General features: G+C 35.7%; 18 protein-coding genes. 12 read left to right on the top strand and 6 right to left on the bottom strand.

What is annotated here, in order from left to right; translation table 11 throughout:
• Positions 1-50 precede the first annotated feature (50 nt).
• A complete protein-coding gene (locus ACJJVN_RS11445; protein ID WP_405378176.1) occupies positions 51-923 on the top strand; it encodes a cupin-like domain-containing protein in 873 nt (290 codons plus the stop codon).
• Here ACJJVN_RS11445 and ACJJVN_RS11440 read toward each other — a convergent pair.
• The 6 genes from ACJJVN_RS11440 to ACJJVN_RS11415 are packed head-to-tail and all read right to left on the bottom strand — an operon-like array spanning position 913 to position 5,764.
• Positions 913-1,386: a regulatory protein RecX gene (locus tag ACJJVN_RS11440; RefSeq protein ID WP_405378174.1), complete on the bottom strand. Its 474-nt coding sequence runs from the start codon at positions 1,384-1,386 to the stop codon at positions 913-915. The genes ACJJVN_RS11445 and ACJJVN_RS11440 overlap by 11 nt on opposite strands.
• Before the next feature lie 6 nt (positions 1,387-1,392).
• Positions 1,393-1,815: a hypothetical protein gene (locus tag ACJJVN_RS11435; RefSeq protein WP_405378172.1), complete on the bottom strand. Its 423-nt coding sequence runs from the start codon at positions 1,813-1,815 to the stop codon at positions 1,393-1,395.
• Between the two features lie 55 nt (positions 1,816-1,870).
• Entirely contained in the window at positions 1,871-3,589 is a 1,719-nt protein-coding gene (locus tag ACJJVN_RS11430) for a hypothetical protein (RefSeq protein ID WP_405378170.1), read from the bottom strand.
• Positions 3,590-3,598: 9 nt separating this feature from the next.
• The gene (gene hemB / locus ACJJVN_RS11425; RefSeq protein ID WP_104514020.1) at positions 3,599-4,573 is read right to left on the bottom strand and encodes a porphobilinogen synthase; all 975 of its coding nucleotides are present in this window, start codon (positions 4,571-4,573) and stop codon (positions 3,599-3,601) included.
• Between the two features lie 2 nt (positions 4,574-4,575).
• Complete coding sequence (locus ACJJVN_RS11420) at positions 4,576-4,962, bottom strand: hypothetical protein (RefSeq protein WP_405378168.1); 387 nt, start codon at positions 4,960-4,962, stop codon at positions 4,576-4,578.
• A gap of 49 nt (positions 4,963-5,011) precedes the next feature.
• Entirely contained in the window at positions 5,012-5,764 is a 753-nt protein-coding gene (locus tag ACJJVN_RS11415; RefSeq protein WP_104514018.1) for an SDR family NAD(P)-dependent oxidoreductase, read from the bottom strand.
• A gap of 244 nt (positions 5,765-6,008) precedes the next feature.
• Here ACJJVN_RS11415 and ACJJVN_RS11410 point away from each other — a divergent pair, with 244 nt between their 5' ends.
• From ACJJVN_RS11410 to ACJJVN_RS11360, 11 genes are all read left to right on the top strand, one after another.
• Positions 6,009-7,013 carry a MoxR family ATPase gene (locus tag ACJJVN_RS11410; RefSeq protein ID WP_104514706.1) on the top strand — a complete coding sequence of 335 codons (1,005 nt, stop codon included), beginning with the start codon at positions 6,009-6,011 and terminating at the stop codon, positions 7,011-7,013.
• A 113-nt stretch (positions 7,014-7,126) separates the two neighbouring features.
• Positions 7,127-7,990 carry a DUF58 domain-containing protein gene (locus tag ACJJVN_RS11405; protein ID WP_104514017.1) on the top strand — a complete coding sequence of 288 codons (864 nt, stop codon included), beginning with the start codon at positions 7,127-7,129 and terminating at the stop codon, positions 7,988-7,990.
• Positions 7,987-9,636 (top strand): hypothetical protein, encoded by a 1,650-nt coding sequence (locus ACJJVN_RS11400; RefSeq protein ID WP_405378166.1) that lies wholly within the window; start codon positions 7,987-7,989, stop codon positions 9,634-9,636. Before ACJJVN_RS11405 ends, ACJJVN_RS11400 begins: the two co-directional genes overlap by 4 nt.
• Positions 9,633-10,646, top strand: a complete 1,014-nt coding sequence (locus tag ACJJVN_RS11395) for a vWA domain-containing protein (RefSeq protein ID WP_405378164.1) — start codon at positions 9,633-9,635, stop codon at positions 10,644-10,646. The genes ACJJVN_RS11400 and ACJJVN_RS11395 overlap by 4 nt, the downstream gene beginning before the upstream one ends.
• A gap of 119 nt (positions 10,647-10,765) precedes the next feature.
• On the top strand, positions 10,766-11,797 hold the full coding sequence (locus ACJJVN_RS11390; protein WP_405370348.1) for a VWA domain-containing protein: 1,032 nt from the start codon (positions 10,766-10,768) through the stop codon (positions 11,795-11,797).
• Entirely contained in the window at positions 11,790-12,638 is an 849-nt protein-coding gene (locus tag ACJJVN_RS11385; RefSeq protein WP_405378162.1) for a tetratricopeptide repeat protein, read from the top strand. The genes ACJJVN_RS11390 and ACJJVN_RS11385 overlap by 8 nt, the downstream gene beginning before the upstream one ends.
• Positions 12,638-14,404, top strand: a complete 1,767-nt coding sequence (locus ACJJVN_RS11380) for a BatD family protein (protein ID WP_405378160.1) — start codon at positions 12,638-12,640, stop codon at positions 14,402-14,404. Before ACJJVN_RS11385 ends, ACJJVN_RS11380 begins: the two co-directional genes overlap by 1 nt.
• 1 nt (position 14,405) lies before the next feature.
• A complete protein-coding gene (locus ACJJVN_RS11375; protein ID WP_405378158.1) occupies positions 14,406-15,164 on the top strand; it encodes a tetratricopeptide repeat protein in 759 nt (252 codons plus the stop codon).
• Positions 15,165-15,276: 112 nt separating this feature from the next.
• Positions 15,277-17,124 carry a SulP family inorganic anion transporter gene (locus ACJJVN_RS11370; protein ID WP_405378156.1) on the top strand — a complete coding sequence of 616 codons (1,848 nt, stop codon included), beginning with the start codon at positions 15,277-15,279 and terminating at the stop codon, positions 17,122-17,124.
• A gap of 219 nt (positions 17,125-17,343) precedes the next feature.
• Positions 17,344-18,339, top strand: a complete 996-nt coding sequence (locus ACJJVN_RS11365) for an NAD(P)H-dependent glycerol-3-phosphate dehydrogenase (RefSeq protein WP_104514009.1) — start codon at positions 17,344-17,346, stop codon at positions 18,337-18,339.
• Between the two features lie 14 nt (positions 18,340-18,353).
• Positions 18,354-19,910, top strand: coding sequence for an aldehyde dehydrogenase family protein (locus ACJJVN_RS11360; RefSeq protein WP_104514008.1), 1,557 nt, complete (start codon positions 18,354-18,356; stop codon positions 19,908-19,910).
• The last annotated feature ends 239 nt before the right edge of the window (positions 19,911-20,149 follow it).

The following is a 20,149-nucleotide window of genomic DNA, read 5'->3' as shown; positions in this document are numbered from 1 at the left end:
TTAACTACGTAGACTTTCTTTGTTTCATTACTTAAGTTTGTACGCTATTTATGCAACTCAACCTTAAACAAATACCGCGTGTTTCCACGATAAGTAAAGATGATTTTATAAAAAATTATCTCAAGCCACAGCGTCCTGTAGTTATTGAAAAATTAACTCAAGACTGGCCCGCTTATAAAAAATGGAATCTAGAATATATAACGCAAGTTGCTGGAGATAAAACCGTGCCTCTTTATGATGACCGTCCAGTAAAACATGACGAGGGTTTTAATCAAGCACACGCAGAGATGAAGATGTCTGAATATGTAGATCTTCTTAAAAAGAAACCTACTAATTTCAGAATCTTCCTCTATAATATTATGAGTGAGGTGCCGGCACTTCAGACAGATTTTAAATTCCCTAAATTAGGAATGCGATTGATCAAGGGTTTACCGATGATGTTCTTCGGTGGTACGGACTCTAAGGTTTTTATGCATTTTGATATAGATTTCACTAACATTCTTCACTTCCATTTCCATGGTAAAAAGAGATGTGTAATTTTTCCTCCAGATCAGTCGCCTTATTTATATAGAGTGCCACATTCTTTAATTGCTAGAGAAGATATAGATTTCTCAAATCCAGATTTTGAAAAATGGCCAGCTTTAAAACAGGCACAAGGTTTTGTATGTGAGCTTAATCATGGAGAGATGTTATACATGCCCGAGGGATACTGGCATTACATGCATTACCTAACGCCAGGGTTTTCTATAAGTTTGCGTTCTTATCCTAGAAAGATTAAAAATTTAAGTAAAGCGCTTTATAATTTACTGTTTATGCGTCATTATGATAACTTTATGCGCAAACGTAAAGGACAGGAGTGGATAGATTATAAAAATGAAAAAGCGATAATTAGAACCCACGAAAATCTAAATATCAAGGAATAAGCTCTACAGCTTTTGCATAAACTAGGTGGCTTTCCCAGCCTCTATAGAGCAGGTAATCGGCAAGTTTTTTACGCTTTTTATATTTATCATTTTCGGTAGTTATTTGTTGTAACCGCTTTCGCGAAAGCGTATCCAAAGCAATCTCATAATCGACATCAGCTATCTCTTTGAGTCCTATCTTTATAGTACGTTCATTAAGGCCTTTCATTTTAAGTTCGCGCACTATACGCACTCTTCCCCATTGTTTAATACGGAACTTACCTCGTGCAAAAGCCTCGGCATAACGTGTTTCATTCAAGAATTTGTGATGGATCAAGTGGGGTATGATTTCATCTATTGCTAGTTGAATAATACCCATGCTTTTTAATTTATCCTCCACATCTTTATGACAGCGCTCTTGATAGGCACAGTATCGCTCTATGGAACGAGTCGCTTCTTCTACGGTGTAAGAATCTTTGGGCATTTTTATTTATTCATATAATTCTATTCCAGTTTCTATAAGGTCGGTAGTCTTAAAGTCGAAAACTTGAATTAAAATGTTATTAACTACTTGATTGATTTTATTAATACGGTTTTTCATGATGAACATTTGACAAACAGGTGTTTTGGGAGGATGGATAAGGTTTGCGCAATATTCTCCATACATAGAGGACTTAATTTTAGAAACGTAATCATCATTTTCATTTGAAATAATCTTTACAGCAAACTTTGTCATATCTATAGAGCCTATATCCTCGTAATTAATAAGACTTTGTAGTCTGATTATCTCTATTCGAGGTATGTCATTTTGAAAAACTTGGTACGAAAACTCCAATAAAGGTTCTTTTTCTATTCTCATTAACTTTCTTCCTTCTTTTAAATCTCTTCTGAAAGTTCTTAAATATCTAAACATAATTTCTCTTGTTATTGGGTTATTCTTCTCTAACTATGAGCTGTTGTTTTTTAGTCTAATTTTTTCGTTTCTCACCTTTTACATATTTTCTAGAGTCCTCTGGAACTACATATAAATTAGGGTTAATACTTTTTATTTTCTCAATATTTAATTGAGATGTAATTTCATGATCTACTAGAAGATGAGTAAGTGTTTTACGGTTACCTATTTCTTTTGGAATTGATGGGATATTGTTGTTGTGTACCCATAATGTTTGTAATTTTTCTAGATGTAATACTTCATTAGGAAACTCTTTAAACCTATTAAAAGCGAGGCTTAGAAATGTTAAGTTATCTAATTTAGAAAAACTATCAGGTAAAGTTTTTAAATCATTATCTCCTAGTAAAAGGAAATCAAGCCTATTGAGATATCCTATTCCTTCAGGTAGTTCCTTTATTCTGTTAGAACCTAAATTTAATTCTTTCAGTAACTTTAAGTTTTTAATATTGTTAGGGATAGTTTCAATTTTTGAAGCGTTAGCTTTAATAGAGATCAAATTATAACATAAGCTTACTTCGTCCCTGATACGTTTGATTCCGCTTCCAGATATATCGAGAGCATTTAGTTTTTTTAAGTATTTTATTTCGATAGGCAAATCTTGGAGTTTGCTATTATTACTAACGCTTAGATAGCTTATGTTTTTGAGTTGACCTATTTCTTTGGGCAGTGCTCTTATATTTGAGGCTTCAATGGATAACCCTTTTAAATTTTTAAGTTCTTTTATGGAAGGAGGGAATTCTTTTAAATTAGAATAATTGATTGATAAAAATTCTAATTGTGGTAGTTGTGCTAGTTGTTGGAATAATTTATCAAAATCCTTAATTTTATTTTTAGAGAGAGATAATGCTTTTAACTTTTTAAATTTTGATATTGCGTCTGGGATTTTGTCCACTTGAGAAAAGCTTAAGTTTAAAATTTCAATATCCTTGTTTAAAGATTCCAACTCAATAACATTAGATCTTTTTGTTAAAGCTAGCTGTTTTCCATATAATGGTCTCATTAAGTTATCATACTGCAAGCCAATCTTTGTACGAATTTCTTGATTAAAGGAATCAAAATTATAATTTACAACTATCTCGTTGTAATCATTAATGTCTAGCTTACTATTCATTATCCGTTCTAGAAGTTTTTTGTTTTCTTCTAGTCCGTAATTGGGTAAGAATGCAGTGTCCCAAGCAGCACCTTCCTTGTTGTCAGCAAAATATTTTGGATAAATTTTATAATAATAAAATTGTTTAAATTTCTTTGAAGTGTGGTTATAACTTAGCAACTCCTCGTAGTTAAAGGCTGCTTGAGGGTAGTTTTTATTTAAGAATTGTGCGTTTGCTCGTAATTCAAGAGTGGCAGATGATATTCCATAAATATTTTCTAGTTTGTTTACCTCTTCAATAGCTTTGTGGAATTCGTTATTGTCTAGATAATTTAAATATTTTAATAATCTACCTGCACTGGAGGTTTTAAAACTGGTTAAGTATATGTTTAAATGACTCGTGATCTCTTTACTGTTTTTTATAGGGTCTTGTCTTTTTAAACACAGAGCCTTAGAAAAATGTAAGGCTGTGTCTTCAGGTTTTCTTCTTAATCCTTCGTTAACATACTTAAGTGCATCAACCCAGTCTTCATCATCAAGAGCTGTTTGATATTTTTCTATGAGTTCTGATTCTGAAAGATTCTTATTGCAAGAATTTAAAATAAGAAAACTGGCGCATATTATAAAGCAATTGAATATCCTCATAAATGAATATTATGAAATCAACTTCACTACATCTTTTGCAAAATAACTAGCTATTAAATCTGCTCCAGCTCTTTTAATAGCGATAGTTTGTTCCATCATTACGGCATCATGATTTAACCATCCTTTTTCTGCAGCAGCTTTAAGCATGGAATATTCTCCACTTACTTGATACACGCTTACAGGAACATCTACTTCGTTTTTAATATCTCTAACTATGTCTAGGTAGCATAATCCTGGTTTTACCATAACGATATCTGCTCCTTCATCAATATCCATTAAAGTTTCTTTTATGGCTTCATTACGATTTGCAGGATCCATTTGATAGGTTTTTTTATCTCCAAACCCTGGTGCGCTATCCAGTGCGTCTCTAAAGGGGCCGTAAAAAGCACTAGCATACTTTGCAGAATAACTCATAATTCCAGTATCTGTAAACCCTTCTTCCTCCAGTGCTTCTCTTATGTAAAGAATACGACCGTCCATCATGTCGCTAGGTGCGAGCATATCTGCACCAGCTTGTGCATGAGAAATACTCATTTGTGCAAGTACCTCGCAAGTAGCGTCATTAAGAATTTTGTTATTCTCTACTATTCCATCATGACCAAAACTAGAAAAAGGATCTAGAGCCACATCTGTCATTACATACATTCCTGGTGCAACATCCTTAACGGTTTTAATAGCTCGTTGCATCAGTCCATCTTTATTAATAGCCTCGGTCCCTTTGTTGTCTTTTAAATGGTCTGGTACTTTAACAAAGAGTAAGACGCTTTTTAATCCCATGTCCCATAATAATTGTACTTCTTTCTTTAAAAGATCTAGACTGTATCGGTAATAGTCCGGCATAGAGGCTATTTCTTCCTTGATGCCATTTCCTTCTACTACAAATAATGGTACTATAAAATCATTAGGTGAGATCAACGTTTGTTGTACTAAAGATCTTACTGCTGGGCTAGTTCTTAATCTTCTGTTTCTTCTTAATGGGAACATATCTATAGGTCTAATTTGTTAATTAAATTGAGGTAGTCCACCTCATAGTTAGGAATTTTCAAAGTTACCTTCTTTGCCGTATTTAATACAATTATAGAAGGGGTTTCGTTATTGTTACTGTCGTGTTGTTTAAATTTTTCTTGGATAAGTTGGTTAATCAGTAATGCCTCATCAAAGGAGATTGTTTTTCTTACCACACTATCATTTGCTTTGTAAACTAAAATGTCTTCAATAAAACTCATTGATTCTACCCTTGCATCTGTCAGATGATACTCGATAGTAAAATCTTTGCTTTCAAAAATAGAATTCATGTTTTCGATAGTAGGTTCTACTTCTTGTGTGCATGACGCAAGAAGTATAATGCTCAGTAAGAGGATTAATTTTTTCATGATTTGTTTATTTTATCTTCTTTTAAAAGCTTTGATAAGAAAGGTGTTTCTAGTCTTTCTTCAACACTACGCTACTTGCCTGTGCGGTACACATCACAGTTAAGTCTGCAATGTTAACATGCGGTGGTCGCGTTACGGCAAATAGAATAACCTCTGCAACGTCTTGTGGTTGTAACGCCATGTAACCTTGATACACTTTGTCTGCTCGTTCTGTATCTCCTTTAAATCGCACCTCACTAAAGTTAGTCTGTACCAGTCCTGGATTTACAGCACCTACTCTTATATTATATGGGTTTAAATCCAGTCGCATACCTGTAGTGATAGCATCTACAGCGTGCTTAGAACCGCAATATACGTTACCGTTAGGATAGACCTCTTTACCAGCGGTAGAACCTATGTTGATGATATGTCCGTTTTTACGTTCTCTCATTTTAGGTATAATCGCATGACTTACATAAAGCAATCCTTTTACATTTATATCCATCATAGCGTCCCAATCTTCTAGGTTACCTTTATCTATAGGGTCCAGTCCATGAGCGTTACCTGCATTATTTATTAGGATATTGATCTCATTAAAAGGGAATTCTGTAAGACTGTTAATTTGTTCTTCTACTTTTTCTTTATCACGTACATCAAAGCATAAAGTCTCCACAGGAACGAGTTCAGAAAGCTCTTCTTTTAATTCGGCCAGCTTCTCTTCGTTACGTCCACAAAGTACAAGGGCATAATTGTTATCGGCTAGAGTTTGTGCGGTTGCCAGTCCTATTCCACTAGTTGCGCCAGTAATTAAAGCAGTTTTCATATCAGGTTCTTTGTACAAAAGTAGGGAAAAGGTGTTAGCAAGATGTTTATTTTAACCTCGCTTTCGCGAAAGCGGTAACGTTAACAATCGATAACATAAAAGTATACTTCTGTGAAGTTTATCAATTAGACCTTCTTTAAATTTGGTAGTCACAGAGGTAGGGCTAATTTTAACAGCTTTTAAACAGTTCAAAATTTAATGTTTGGACATTTTTGCAATTAATAAGATTAAAGAAAATACTATTATGGATCAACAAAGCACGCAGGTAGATATTGCGAGTATCAATGAAAAGGTAGCACAAGAAAGCCAGTTCGTAGAATTACTTGTTAATGAAATGAACAAGGTAATTGTAGGTCAACAATACATGATAGAACGATTGCTTATAGGTCTTTTAGGTCGCGGGCACATTCTATTAGAAGGTGTACCTGGACTAGCAAAGACACTTGCTATTACGACACTTTCTAAGGCGGTAAGTGGTTCTTTTTCAAGAATACAGTTTACACCAGATTTATTACCGGCAGATGTTGTGGGGACATTAATCTATAACATGAAGGATGGTGAATTCAACATCAAGAAAGGACCTATTTTTGCAAACTTTGTCCTTGCAGATGAGATAAACCGTGCGCCAGCAAAGGTGCAAAGTGCTCTACTAGAAGCCATGCAAGAGAAGCAGGTTACTATAGGTGATGAGACTTTTAAATTACAGAAACCGTTCTTAGTAATGGCAACTCAAAACCCAGTAGATCAAGAAGGTACTTATCCATTACCAGAAGCGCAAATGGACCGTTTTATGTTAAAAACGGTAATAGATTACCCAACTATTGCAGACGAGCAATACATCATGCGAGCAAATCTAAAAAAAGACTTTACAGAGCCTAACGCTGTAGTGTCTGTAGAGCAAATTTTACGCGCTCAAGATGCGGTAGAAATCGTATATATGGACGAGAAGATCGAGAAGTATATTCTAGATATCATATTTGCGACTCGTTATCCGGAAAAATATAATCTGGCAGACTTGAAGCCGTTGATCTCATTTGGAGCATCACCTCGTGGATCTATTAACCTTGCCAAAGCTGCAAAATGTTATGCATTTATTAAGCGACGTGGTTATGTTGTGCCAGAAGATGTGCGTGCAGTAGTACTAGACGTATTGCGTCACAGAATAGGTATTACTTATGAGGCCGAAGCTGAGAACTACACAACTGAAGATATAGTAAACAAGATCGTAAACACGATCGAGGTACCATAGTTCTATTGAAATAAAATCAATAGGTGTTGATTCTTGAAAAAATAGAGTCGTTCATAATCTATTGATGCTGATAAAAAATCAATTTCAATTAACTGATATAGAGTACACGCTGTATGAATACACAAGAACTTCTTAAAAAAGTACGTAAAATCGAGATCAAGACTCGTCGTTTAAGCGACGCAGTATTTGGTGGCGAGTATCATAGTGCTTTTAAAGGTCGTGGAATGACTTTTAGTGAGGTGCGACAGTACCAGTTCGGTGATGACGTACGTAATATAGACTGGAATGTAACTGCTCGTTATAGTGAGCCATATATAAAGGTATTTGAAGAAGAGCGCGAGCTTACCCTCATGCTGGTTGCAGACATAAGTGGGTCGACACTTTTTGGTACACAAGAGCAAATTAAAAAAGAGATCATTACAGAATTGTGTGCAACACTAGCTTTTAGTGCGATGCAGAATAATGATAAGGTAGGTTTGCTTCTATTTTCTGATCAGGTAGAATTGTTCATTCCGCCTAAGAAAGGGAAATTTCATATTCTTAGAATTATACGAGAATTGCTAGAATTTCAACCTAAAGGTAAGGCTACAGATATAGCAGGAGCTTTAAAGTTTCTAGCTGGTGTGCTTAAGAAAAAAGCCATCGTTTTTGTGATGTCAGATTTTATGAGCACCGATTATAAAAAGACATTACAAATAGCAGGTCGCAAACACGACGTCACAGGAATTAGAGTTTATGATGAGCGTGAGACGGTCATGCCTAAAATGGGTCTAGTCCAGTTTAAAGATCAAGAAACAGGGCAATCACAATTGATTAATACCAGTTCTAAATCTGTACGTAATAAATATGCAGCTTATCATAAAGAGAGCGCTGCCTATTTTAAAGAAGCATTTACTAGATCTGACGCAGGCGCTATAGATCTAGAAACTAGAGAGAATTACACAAAGAAATTATTAGGATACTTCAAAGCACGATGATTAAAAAACTAGTATACATATTATTTTTATTATGCGTTGCCATAACTACAGCCCAGACTCAGGATAAAACTGAGGTGTCTACAACTGTAGATCGGGACCTTATTAAAATAGGTGAAGAAGTAAAACTGGGCATAAGTGTCGATGCAGATCTGGGAGATTTGATCATCTTTCCAGAGCAGCAAACCATGGGCGCACTAGAGGTGTTACAAAGTTATCCTGTAGACAGTCTAAGAATAGCAGATAAAATTAGACTCTTTAAACAGTATGGCGTAACACAATTCGATTCTGGTGATTACTGGGTGCCTAGATTAGAAATTCTTAAAAATGACCGTCGTTTAAAATCAGACTCTATACTTATAAGTGTGCGTGAGGTAGAAGTAGATACTACTAAACAAGGTATGTTCCCTATCAAGGGTTATGTAGATATAGAAGATAAATCTACAGCATCTTATGGATGGATGTGGTGGTTGTTACTTTTAATACCAGTTATTATTGCTGTTGTTTTGCTTACGCGAAAACGAGAAGAAAAAACCTATGAAGAGACGTTACAACCTTATGAGTGGACTAAGTATCGTTTAAAATTACTAGACGAAGGCTCTTACTTAGATAACCGCCAGTGGAAAGAATATTATACAGAGCTTACCTATATTATAAGAAGGTATATAGACTCTAAGGTTTATGGTCATACACTAGAAAGTACAACAGGACAGCTAATAAAAGAATTGAAAATAGCCATGTCAGAAAAAGGCATGCATATTACAGATAAAACGCAATCTCGATTAGAAGAAATTCTTCAAAAAGCCGATTTGGTAAAATTTGCAACCGCTAGTGGTGACGCAATAAGTGCCAAAGAAGATAGACAGCGCACCATGGAAATTATCAATAATATCCATCAAGTATTGCCACCGCCTACTGAAGAAGAGCTGATGCAAGATGCGCGTTATAGACGTAAACAAGAAATAAAAAAACGTACTCGCAATATATTGATAGGTGTCGGTATAGGAATCGTTGCACTTGCTATTGCCATGGGAATATGGAGCTATGTCATAGGTTTTGATAATGTAAAAGATAAAGTGTTCGGTAACGCACAACGCGATCTTACAGAGCAAACCTGGTTAACTAGTGACTACGGTATGCCGCCTGTTCAATTAAACTCGCCAGATATTTTAGTACGTCAGGACACGACTTCATTAGGAGATCAATTTAAATTGATGTCTACATCTATAGATCAGTTTGCAACAGGTGATATATCTGATGACTTTTACGTAGGTGTTATCACTTTCACATTAAAAGGAGACGGTTTTAAAGAAGATGACCAGTTGCCACCTGCCGTAGTACGAGATAACATGACCAAAGTTCTTGATGGACTAGGTGCTACAGATATTCTTATGCTAGAAGATGAGGTAGAGATAAATGGTGTAAAAGGTGTCTCTCTAGATGGTACTTATAAACTAGATGATAAGGATTATGAATACGAGATTCTTATGATGGCAAATAAAATAGGTATAGATCAAATTATCATTAGTAACTTAAAAGATGATGAGGAGAATCGCGATCGTGAGTACGGTAGAATATTGAGAGAAAGAGTTAGAAGTTCAATTACGTTCCCATCCTTTGACGATGGTAAAAAGAAAGAAAAGGAATGATGGACTGGTTTACAAATATCAAATTTGCTTCACCAGAGATGTTTTGGTTGTTGCTGCTTTTACCGCTAGCGATAGGTTTTTACATCTGGACTTTTAGAAGGCAAAATGCACAGGTTAAGGTGTCTACTATTAAAGGTTTTCAACCAGGCAGATCTTTATTAGGTAAATTAAGACCTGTATTGTTTTTATTGCGTTTACTTGCATTAGCCTTAATTATTGTGGCGCTAGCAAGACCACAAACTACAGACGTTACCACAAAGACTAAAACTACAAATGGAATCGATATAGTTCTTGCGGTAGATGTAAGTGCAAGTATGCTGGCTCGAGATTTTGAACCTAATAGATTAGAAGCAACTAAGGAAGTCGCTGCAGATTTTATAAACGGTAGGCCTAGCGATAGGATAGGAGTCGTGGTTTATGCAGGAGAAAGCTACACTAAAACACCTATTACTACAGATAAAACCATATCACTTAAGGCAATTAAGGATATTAAATTTGACGGTGTTCTAGAAAATGGTACAGCAATAGGAATGGGGCTCGCCACAGCAGTGAACCGACTTAAAGAAAGTGAGGCGCTAAGTAAAGTGATTATTTTAATGACCGATGGGGTCAATAATAGCGGTTTTTTAGATCCTAAAATAGCAAGTGAGCTGGCTGTAGAATTTGGTATTAAGGTTTATACTGTAGGGATAGGTACTAATGGTAATGCGCCATCTCCATATGCACAATTACCTAACGGCAGATTTCAATTTAAGATGGCGCCAGTAGAAATCGATGAAGAATTAATGAAACAAATTGCTGCAGATACAGGTGGTAAATACTTTAGGGCAGATAATAATAAGAAACTAAAAGAAATCTATGCCGAAATTGATAAGCTAGAAAAAACAGAAATCGAACAATTTGAATTCTACAATGTAGAAGAAAAATACCGCGACCTAGTTTTACTAGCATTGATGTTAATAGGTGTAGAGATGTTATTGAGATATACCATTTTTAAAACGGCGGCTTAATTGATTGCAACTTTAGGTTGATTTAAAAATAAGCATCCGTTTAATCAATTGAAACTTTAAAATAAAAATGCTGCCACTCATTAAAAAAGAGAATAACGGCGACTAATAAATACGAACAAGTGTATATACTAGAAGAAAAAATATATTTCTGGCTTTTGTGTCTTATCCCAGTATTAGTGGTTCTATTTATAGGACTTTCTTTCTGGAGGTATCGCGCACAAAAAAAATATGCCACAAAAAAGATGCTGGGCCATTTAATCCCAGATAGATCTTGGTTTAAACCTGTATTAAAATTAGTAACTGTGTGTATGGGTATAACCTTTTTAATACTTGCACTAGTAAACCTCAAAGCAGGCGAAAAACTAGAAACAGTAAACCGAGAAGGTGTAGATATAGTTTTTGCAGTAGATGTTTCTAAATCTATGTTGGCCGAGGATATCGCGCCTAGTAGATTAGAAAAATCACAAAGACTCGTTACCGAAATTATTAATAACCTAGCTAGTGACCGTATAGGACTAATAGCCTATGCTGGTAGTGCCGTGCCCCAACTACCTATAACCACAGACTACGGTAGTGCACGATTATTTCTTCAATCTCTCAATACCGATTTAATATCCAGTCAAGGAACAGCAATTAATGAAGCAATTCAACTGGCTGAGAGTTATTATAGCGACCAGACAGAAGCAGCAAAAATATTGGTAATCATAAGTGATGGAGAAGATCATGAAGGTGATAGCGCTTCAGTTGCTGAGGCTGCTGCAGAAAAAGGAATACGCATCATAACCATAGGTGTAGGTACAGAAAAAGGTGGTACCATACCTATTAAAGTTAATGGCGTTGTTAGAGAATTTAAAAAAGACAGAGACGGTAAAACTGTAATTACTAAGTTAAATGCAGAAACCCTTAAAGAAATAGCTAGCGCTGGTAACGGTGCTTATATAGACGGTACGGTTACTGCAACAGTAATAGAAGAATTAAAGGAGCAGCTATCAGGTATAGATAAGGTTGCCTTTGATTCCCAACAATATTCAGATTTTGAATCCCAATTCCAGTGGTTTTTAGGCTTTGGATTGTTCTTCTTATTTTTAGATATATTTTATTTAGAGAAGAAAACAGGATGGCTCAAAAAATTAAACTTGTTCAATGAGTAAGATGATGATGAAACAGATAATAGTAGTTTTAGTGTTTTTGGGTGGTTACGCTTTCGCGAAAGCGCAAGAAAAACCATCTATAGATCCAGTTTATGAAAATGAGATTGCCAAAGCTCAAGCATACGCAAAGGAAGGAAATTTTAACCTAGCCGAAGCAGCCTATAAAAAGGCTAAGGCCGTAAATCCTAAAGCGGCAGATGCTGCTTATAATCTAGGGAATCTTTATTACGATCACACAAAAAAATATAATGCGTCTAATAATTATATAGCTGCTGCCGAGGCTGCTACCACTAAAGAAGAGAAGCATAGAATTTACCACAATCAGGGGAATTTATTACTAGAAAATAAGGAGTATAAAAAAGCAGTTGAGGTTTATAAAAAAGCTTTGAGAAATGACCCTACTGATGAAGAGACACGTTACAATCTTGCGCTAGCCAAAAAAGAGGAAGAGAAGCAAGGCGGCGGCGGTGGCGGTGGCGACGATGAGAATGATAAGAAGGACGACAGCGAGAGTGACGACCAGGATAATAAAGAAGGAGATAAGGATAAAAACTCTGACGGTAAAAACGACGGCAAGGAAAACGAGAAAGAAGGTGACGATAAGAAAGGTGATGGAGAAGGAGATAAGGATAAAGACGGTAAACCTAAAGACGGAAAAGATGGAGACGGTGAGCCTAAAAAACAAGATCAAAAAGCACCACAACGTGTAGAAGGTAAAATGACGCCACAACAAATTAGTCAAATACTGGAGGCGATGAATAATGAGGAGCAAAAAATAAGAGATAAAGTAAATGCTAAGAAGGCTCAAGGGCCAGCTAAGAAATCAGAAAAAGATTGGTAATGAAACATTTGATTTATATACTATTTCTTTTGAGCAGCTATTTGACCTTTAGTCAGGTAGAATTTACTGCAAATGCAAGTCGTACTAGAATTGCGGTTAATGAAAGGTTGCGCATTGAATTTAAAATGAATGTAGATGGTGATAATTTTACACCACCTAATTTTGTTGGATTTCAGGTAGTTGCTGGTCCTAGTCAGGCAGTTTCTCAAAGTTGGGTAAATGGTAAAAGCAGTATGACAAAGTCATATACATATGTTTTAAAACCTACTAAAACAGGTAAGTTAACCATACAACAAAGTGTGATGACTTATAACGGTAATGAGTATAAGACTATACCTCAAGTTATTAATGTTACTGGCGCCGTGGCACAACCTAAAGGTCCAGATGATCAATCTATAAGTGTAGAAGATAGTATACACCTAGTTGCCGAAGTGTCAGATGCTAACCCTTACCTTAATGAAGCTATAAGAGTAGTGTACAAGCTTTATGTTTCTAATGAAACTGGTGTTACTGGATGGAATGAGCTGGACAGTCCTAAGTATAGAGATTTCTGGTCGCAAAATATTGATAACCGTAATAGACAGGTGAAAAATGGAACCTATCAGGGACAGCCTTATAGATACCTAGTATTACGAGAAGCTGTTTTGTATCCTCAAAAAACAGGTAAATTAGAGATAGAGCCATTAACACTAGATGTTCAAGTACAAATACCGACTAGTAGAAGAGACTTTTTTGGTAGACCTTATACAACAACAGTAAGTAGAACGGTAAGCGCAGGTAAAAGAGCTATTACAGTTAAAAACTTACCTGCTATAGGTAGGCCAGCAAGTTTTACAGGAGCAGTAGGAGAGTTTGATTTTAAGGTAGAAACAGATAAAGCACAATTAGACGCAGGAGAAAGTCTTACTGCTACGGTAGGTGTTTCTGGTTCTGGAAATTTAAAATTAATGGAACTGCCTAAGTTGAAAGCACCACAAAGCCTAGAGGTTTATGATCCTGAGCGCATTAATAAGGTGACTACAAATATTTATGGTATGCGCGGTAGTATTAAAGATTCTTATATCGTAGTACCTCAATACGGTGGTAAATATGTTATACCACCAGTGGAGTTTTCTTATTTTGATCCTAAAAAAGAACAGTATATTACTAAGTCTAGTGGCGAGATATTATTAATGGTAGAAGGTGATGCTCCTACCACTGCAAGTAATGATACTGCCGTTGCTAGTGAGAGTGAATCTAAAAATTTGATTAAAAGCAATGTGCCATTTGCATTCATTAAAACAGATACACAATTAATAGATAAGACAAAAAGCTACTTCTTTAATACAACTACCTATTGGGCTATTCTAGGAGGCTTATTATTAATCTTACCTGTCGTGCTATTGTACCGTGGGCAAGTAGAAAAACGCAGTGCAGATGTGGATGGTAATCGCATAAGAACCGCAAATAAGTTGAGCAAGAAATATCTTAGTACGGCAAAGAAAAACTTGGGTAATCACGAGTTATTTTACATTTCACTAGAAAAATCTTTACATAATTATTTGAAATCTAAACTTCATATTCAAACGGCAGACATGTCTAAGGATAAGGTAGATGAGTTGTTAGATCAAAGAAATGCTAGTCCGACGACTAGAAAAGAATTTAGTGAGTTGCTAGCTAGTTGTGAATTTGCTCGTTACACTCCATCGTCTGAGGCTAGTATGAAAGAAGATTATGAAAAAGCTGGTAGAGTATTAAATGATATAGATAAACAATTAAAGAAGTAAGATGAAGAAGATGTTATCCATATTGTTGCTGCTTTTTGTGTTTATAGGTAATTCACAAGAGTCTTTTGAGGCAGCTGCGTTCACAAAAGCAAACGAGGCGTACACAGCAGAAAACTTTGACCTTGCTATTGCTGGTTATGAGCAAATACTTAAAACAGGAAAGCACAGTGCTGAGGTTTATTTTAATCTAGCAAATGCTTATTATAAAATTAATGCTGTAGGACCAGCGGTTTATAACTTTGAAAAAGCACTTCAGTTAGATCCAGAAAATGCAGATATACAGAACAATCTCAATTTTGCTAATCAGATGAAAATTGATGCGGTAGAAGATACTCGAGTGGAAAGTATAGGATCTAACTTAGAAAAATATGTTACCTCTTTAAGTGTAGATGAGTGGGCTTACTTTAGTATTCTACTAGTTTTGTTTACCGTTTTGATGGCGGTATTTTATTTCTATGCACATACAGCAGGTAAAAAAAGACTGTTTTTTATTTTTACGTTTGTAGGTATTCTATTTTCTGCATTAGCTATTTATGCGGCTTTTTATTCTAAAGATCATTTGAACAAAGAACAATATGCCATAGTGTACACGGCAGAGTTTATTACGAGAGAAGAACCTAAAGAAACTGCCAAAGAGAGTTTCATTCTTCATGAAGGTACTAAGGTGGAAGTGCAAGAAGAATTTAATGACTGGGCATTAGTTTCTTTGTCTAATGGTAATAAAGCATGGATGCCTCTCGATAAGATTAAAAAATTATAAAATTTAATCTTTTACTAATCTTTAAACACCTTTTCCTATCTTACATTTATTGCAGTAACTTTAATCTATTGCTTGTAGCAATTTGATATGTATATTTTAATAAAGTAGAGATATGTTTAAACATCTTAAAGGAGATTTATTCGGTGGTTTAACCGCAGGAGTAGTAGCATTACCACTGGCACTTGCATTTGGTGTACAGTCCGGTATGGGAGCAGTTGCAGGCCTGTACGGTGCTATTTTTATTGGTTTTTTTGCATCATTATTCGGTGGTACTAGCACACAAATTTCTGGACCTACCGCACCTATGACTGCTGTTAGTATGGTAGTCATCGCAGGAATAGTACAAGTTTATGAAGGTGAACTAGCAAATGCTTTACCAGCTATTCTAGCAGTATTTATTATGGCCGGTATCATGCAAGTCTCTTTAGGGATTTTAAAACTGGGTAAATACATCAAATACATACCTTATCCAGTAGTTTCTGGATTCATGACAGGAATAGGTGCGATTATTCTTATCACACAAATTTTACCAGCTATAGGTTACTACCCTGCCGAGGATGATCAGTTTATAGAAAAGTACAACCCAATCGCAAGAGAAGTAGTATTACAAAATATAATTAAAGATCAAGTAGACGGTAAACTACTCGTAATAGAAAACCTAGAAGCCACAGTTGAAAAAGCAAAAGAAATCACGCCAGATCAAATTCTCGCAGAATCTAAAACACAGGCCAAAAAAGATAGTAGTGGAGTTCTAGGAACATTGAAAACATTACCTACCGCCATTCAAAAAATCAACTGGTTAGAATTAGGGCTTACCTTGTTAACCATATTTATAATTTTTGGCTTTAAACGTATAACTACTACTATACCTTCTACATTAGTAGCCCTTCTAGGTGTCTCTATCGCAGTATATTTTATAGGTCTAGATGTGCGTAAGATAGGAGAAATACCGACAGATTTACCTATGCCTAATTTTGCTATAATAACAGATTTTAATCTCGGTACCGTCGCTCCATACATTTTCACTGCTCTCACACTAGCTTTTCTAGGCGCTATTGATTCTCTACTTACCAGTGTAGTGGCAGATAATATGACTAAAACCAGACACAACCCTAATAAAGAACTCATAGGTCAGGGAATAGGTAATAGTATAGCGGCTTTCTTTGGTGGTATTCCTGGCGCAGGAGCAACCATACGTACGGTAGTAAACATTAATTCTGGCGGTAAGACTAGACTGTCAGGTATGATAGCCGCTGTGATGTTACTTATTATAGTTGTTGCTCTAGGTGGTTTTGCTGAGAATATTCCTAGCGCTGTACTTGCAGGTATATTAATAACCGTAGGTATAGGTGTTATGGATTATAAGGGTCTTAAAGTATTAAAATCTATTCCTAAAAGTGATATTGTCGTCATGTTTGTTGTCTTGATTCTCACCGTTTTTTGGGACTTAGTTTATGCAGTGGGAATAGGGCTAGTCATAGCTAGTTTAATTTTCATGAAAAAAATGGGAGATTCTAATAACCATAAGTCTGCTATTAAGAAACTGTCTGATGTTGAAAATCTAGATCATGCAGACTATTCTCGCATACCGATTAAACTAAGAGAAGAGATTTTCATTAAAGAACTTTTTGGACCTATGTTTTTTGGATATACTAGTGATTTTCAATCCATGTCTAGAGATGTTCCAAAATATGCTACTCATGCTATTATACGTATGAAAAAAGTACCATTCATAGATCAATCAGGACTTTTTGCTTTTGAAGACGTATTGCAAAATCTTATTCAAAAAGGAATCCAGCCGTTGCTAGTATCCGTGCAAGAGCAGCCTTTATATAGATTAGAAACTATAGATATAATTCCTGATTTAATAGGAAAGGAACATGTTTTTGAAGATTATGAGGACTGTCTCAAATGGATAGTGGAGCATGTAGAAGACACGGTGCCAGCTATAGAAGAGTAGATAGAAATTGTTCTCGCTTTCGCGAAAGCGGAAACGTCATAAATATGAATTGTAAATAATAAGATTAAAGAAATCAAAAGTCACTGTGCAAGTCTTTATTTAATAAGAAGCACAAAGTCTTAGAGATTAATAAATTCTTTGTTATCGCGCTGTTTGCATGCGATATTGATAAATTTATTGCTTTAAAAAAATGGTATCTTTGATCTCCAAATAAATTATATGGATCAGACCAAAAAAATTGCTGTAATAGGTGGTGGTAGCTGGGCGACAGCCATAGTAAAAATGCTTTGCGAAAACCTCGATACCGTTTACTGGTACATGCGTAGTGATTATGCTATCGAGCACATAAAACGCAATGATCACAACCCTAACTATTTAAGCTCTGTAGAGTTTAAGGTAGATCAATTGCATCTTTCTAGCGATATTAATGAAATTATAAGCCTGGCAGACCTTTGCATCTTTGCAGTGCCTAGTGCTTTTGTATATAAAGAATTAGAAAATCTAACGGTATCTCTTAAAGATAAAATCATCTTTAGTGCTATTAAAGGAATTGTTCCAGAAACTGGACTTATAGTAGGAGAACATTTTCATGAGCATTATGATATAGAATTTGAGAACATAGGTGTTCTTACAGGACCATGTCATGCAGAAGAAGTTGCCCTAGAAAGACTTTCTTATTTAACTATCGCATGTGCTGACGAGGTAAAGGCAAAATTTCTTGCTGAGAGAATAGAAAGTGACTACATTAAATGTAAAATAAGCGATGATATTATAGGTACGGAATATGCTGCAATGCTTAAAAATATCTATGCTATCGCAGCAGGAATTGCTCACGGTCTAGGTTATGGAGATAATTTCCAAAGCGTATTGATGAGTAATGCCATACGTGAGATGAAACGTTTTATCAAAAAAGTACATAAGATGAAACGTAATATTAACGATAGTGCCTACCTAGGTGATTTACTTGTGACAGGTTATTCTGGTTTTTCGCGCAATCGCTTATTCGGTAATATGCTAGGTAAAGGATATACAGTTAGAAGTGCACAAATGGAAATGAGCATGGTGGCCGAAGGTTATTACGCCACTAAAAGTGCTTTTAAAATTAATGAAGAAAAAGGAGCTAAAACTCCTATCCTAGATGCCGTTTACAGCATCTTATACGACAATAAAAACCCTAAAAAGGTATTTAAAAAACTGGCTGATAAGCTGGACTAAACCAAAACTATACAATGTCAACACTTGCAAAAGATTTTGGGATGGATGTTGCTCTAGAGCAATTGGGTCTCAAAGAAACAAATCACGGTACGTCTACTGGTAACCATCATTTCGGTAATGGAGCTACTATCACTTCTTCATCTCCTGTAGATGGTGCGGTAATAGGTAAGGTAACTACTACAACTCAAGAAGATTATGAGAAAGTAGTGGCTAGTGCCCAAGCCGCTTTTAAAGACTGGAGAATGAAGCCTGCACCATTACGTGGTGAGATCGTACGTCAGTTCGGTGAAGAATTAAGAAGATTAAAAGAACCTCTAGGTAAACTTGTTTCTTATGAAATGGGTAAATCTTATCAAGAAGGTCTTGGAGAAGTACAAGAAATGATAGACATCTGTGATTTTGCAGTAGGTCTTTCTCGTCAGTTGCACGGTTTAACGATGCATTCTGAGCGTCCAGGACATAGAATGTACGAGCAGTACCATCCACTAGGGATAGTAGGTATTATAAGTGCATTTAACTTTCCAGTGGCAGTTTGGGCATGGAATACAGCTCTTGCATGGATAAGTGGAGATGTTTGTATCTGGAAACCGAGTGAGAAAACACCTCTTTGCGGTGTTGCCTGTCAGAATATAATTGCGACAGTTCTTAAAAATAATAACCTGCCAGAAGGAATCTCTTGTCTAGTAAATGGAGATTACAAAGTAGGAGAAATGATGACTACAGATAAGCGTGTGCCACTTATTAGCGCAACTGGTTCTACTCGCATGGGTAGAATAGTAGCTAGTAAAGTAGGTGAGCGTCTAGGTAAATCATTATTAGAATTAGGTGGTAACAATGCAATAATAGTTACTCCAGATGCAGATGTTAAGATGACTGTTATAGGTGCTGTTTTTGGTGCTGTAGGTACTGCAGGACAGCGTTGTACTTCTACACGTCGTTTAATCATTCATGAATCTATGTATGATAAAGTAAAAGACGCAGTAGTTGCTGCTTATGGACAGCTTAAAATAGGTAATCCACTAGATGAGAATAATCACGTAGGGCCTATTATTGATAAAGATGCTGTTGCTGGTTATAATAACGCTCTAGAGCAAGTTGTAAAACAAGGTGGTAAAATACTAGTAGAAGGTGGTGTGCTTTCTGGTGCTGGTTATGAAAGCGGTTGTTATGTAAAACCTGCTATTGCAGAGGCTACTAACGACATGCAAATCGTACAACACGAGACATTTGCTCCAGTGTTATACTTATTAAAATATTCTGGTGATGTAGAAAACGCACTAGATTTACAAAATGGTGTTGCACAAGGATTATCAAGTGCGATCATGACTAATAATTTAAGAGAAGCAGAACACTTCCTTTCTCAAAGAGGATCTGACTGTGGTATCGCAAACGTAAACATAGGTACTAGTGGTGCTGAGATAGGTGGAGCCTTCGGTGGTGAAAAAGATACCGGTGGTGGACGTGAGTCAGGATCTGACGCATGGAAAGTCTACATGAGAAGACAGACCAACACGATCAATTATACTACAGAATTACCTCTTGCTCAAGGGATTAAATTTGATCTAGATTAAGTAGCAAAGAGATGGATTAGTAATTGTCTTTCCAGAAAATTTGGCGAGATAATAATTAATTTAAAGAGAATGGTTGTTCCAAATTTATCTGGAATCTCTTGATGTTATCGCAATCTATAAATTTTAAAAGTATCATGCTTTTATAAAAACCGCCTTAGAAATAAGGCGGTTTTTACTTTTAGATTGTTAGATAAATTAACATTTTATACCCATTAAGGGGTATTGTTTGTTGATTCTAT

The sequence above is a fragment of the Nonlabens sp. Asnod3-A02 genome (assembly GCF_045063755.1).
In the GTDB taxonomy this organism is placed as follows: domain Bacteria; phylum Bacteroidota; class Bacteroidia; order Flavobacteriales; family Flavobacteriaceae; genus Nonlabens; species Nonlabens xylanidelens.
The sequence above is the reverse complement of the archived record's forward strand: the minus strand, read 5'-3'. Positions and strand labels throughout refer to the sequence as shown.

Bases quoted from the DNA above. Each gene is read 5' to 3' on its own strand.
- ACJJVN_RS11445 (WP_405378176.1), top strand. From the start codon at position 51: ATGCAACTCAACCTTAAACAAATACCGCGTGTTTCCACGATAAGTAAA.
- ACJJVN_RS11440 (WP_405378174.1), bottom strand. From the start codon at position 1,386: ATGCCCAAAGATTCTTACACCGTAGAAGAAGCGACTCGTTCCATAGAG.
- ACJJVN_RS11435 (WP_405378172.1), bottom strand. From the start codon at position 1,815: ATGTTTAGATATTTAAGAACTTTCAGAAGAGATTTAAAAGAAGGAAGA.
- ACJJVN_RS11430 (WP_405378170.1), bottom strand. From the start codon at position 3,589: ATGAGGATATTCAATTGCTTTATAATATGCGCCAGTTTTCTTATTTTA.
- hemB (WP_104514020.1), bottom strand. From the start codon at position 4,573: ATGTTCCCATTAAGAAGAAACAGAAGATTAAGAACTAGCCCAGCAGTA.
- ACJJVN_RS11420 (WP_405378168.1), bottom strand. From the start codon at position 4,962: ATGAAAAAATTAATCCTCTTACTGAGCATTATACTTCTTGCGTCATGC.
- ACJJVN_RS11415 (WP_104514018.1), bottom strand. From the start codon at position 5,764: ATGAAAACTGCTTTAATTACTGGCGCAACTAGTGGAATAGGACTGGCA.
- ACJJVN_RS11410 (WP_104514706.1), top strand. From the start codon at position 6,009: ATGGATCAACAAAGCACGCAGGTAGATATTGCGAGTATCAATGAAAAG.
- ACJJVN_RS11405 (WP_104514017.1), top strand. From the start codon at position 7,127: ATGAATACACAAGAACTTCTTAAAAAAGTACGTAAAATCGAGATCAAG.
- ACJJVN_RS11400 (WP_405378166.1), top strand. From the start codon at position 7,987: ATGATTAAAAAACTAGTATACATATTATTTTTATTATGCGTTGCCATA.
- ACJJVN_RS11395 (WP_405378164.1), top strand. From the start codon at position 9,633: ATGATGGACTGGTTTACAAATATCAAATTTGCTTCACCAGAGATGTTT.
- ACJJVN_RS11385 (WP_405378162.1), top strand. From the start codon at position 11,790: ATGAGTAAGATGATGATGAAACAGATAATAGTAGTTTTAGTGTTTTTG.
- ACJJVN_RS11380 (WP_405378160.1), top strand. From the start codon at position 12,638: ATGAAACATTTGATTTATATACTATTTCTTTTGAGCAGCTATTTGACC.
- ACJJVN_RS11375 (WP_405378158.1), top strand. From the start codon at position 14,406: ATGAAGAAGATGTTATCCATATTGTTGCTGCTTTTTGTGTTTATAGGT.
- ACJJVN_RS11370 (WP_405378156.1), top strand. From the start codon at position 15,277: ATGTTTAAACATCTTAAAGGAGATTTATTCGGTGGTTTAACCGCAGGA.
- ACJJVN_RS11365 (WP_104514009.1), top strand. From the start codon at position 17,344: ATGGATCAGACCAAAAAAATTGCTGTAATAGGTGGTGGTAGCTGGGCG.
- ACJJVN_RS11360 (WP_104514008.1), top strand. From the start codon at position 18,354: ATGTCAACACTTGCAAAAGATTTTGGGATGGATGTTGCTCTAGAGCAA.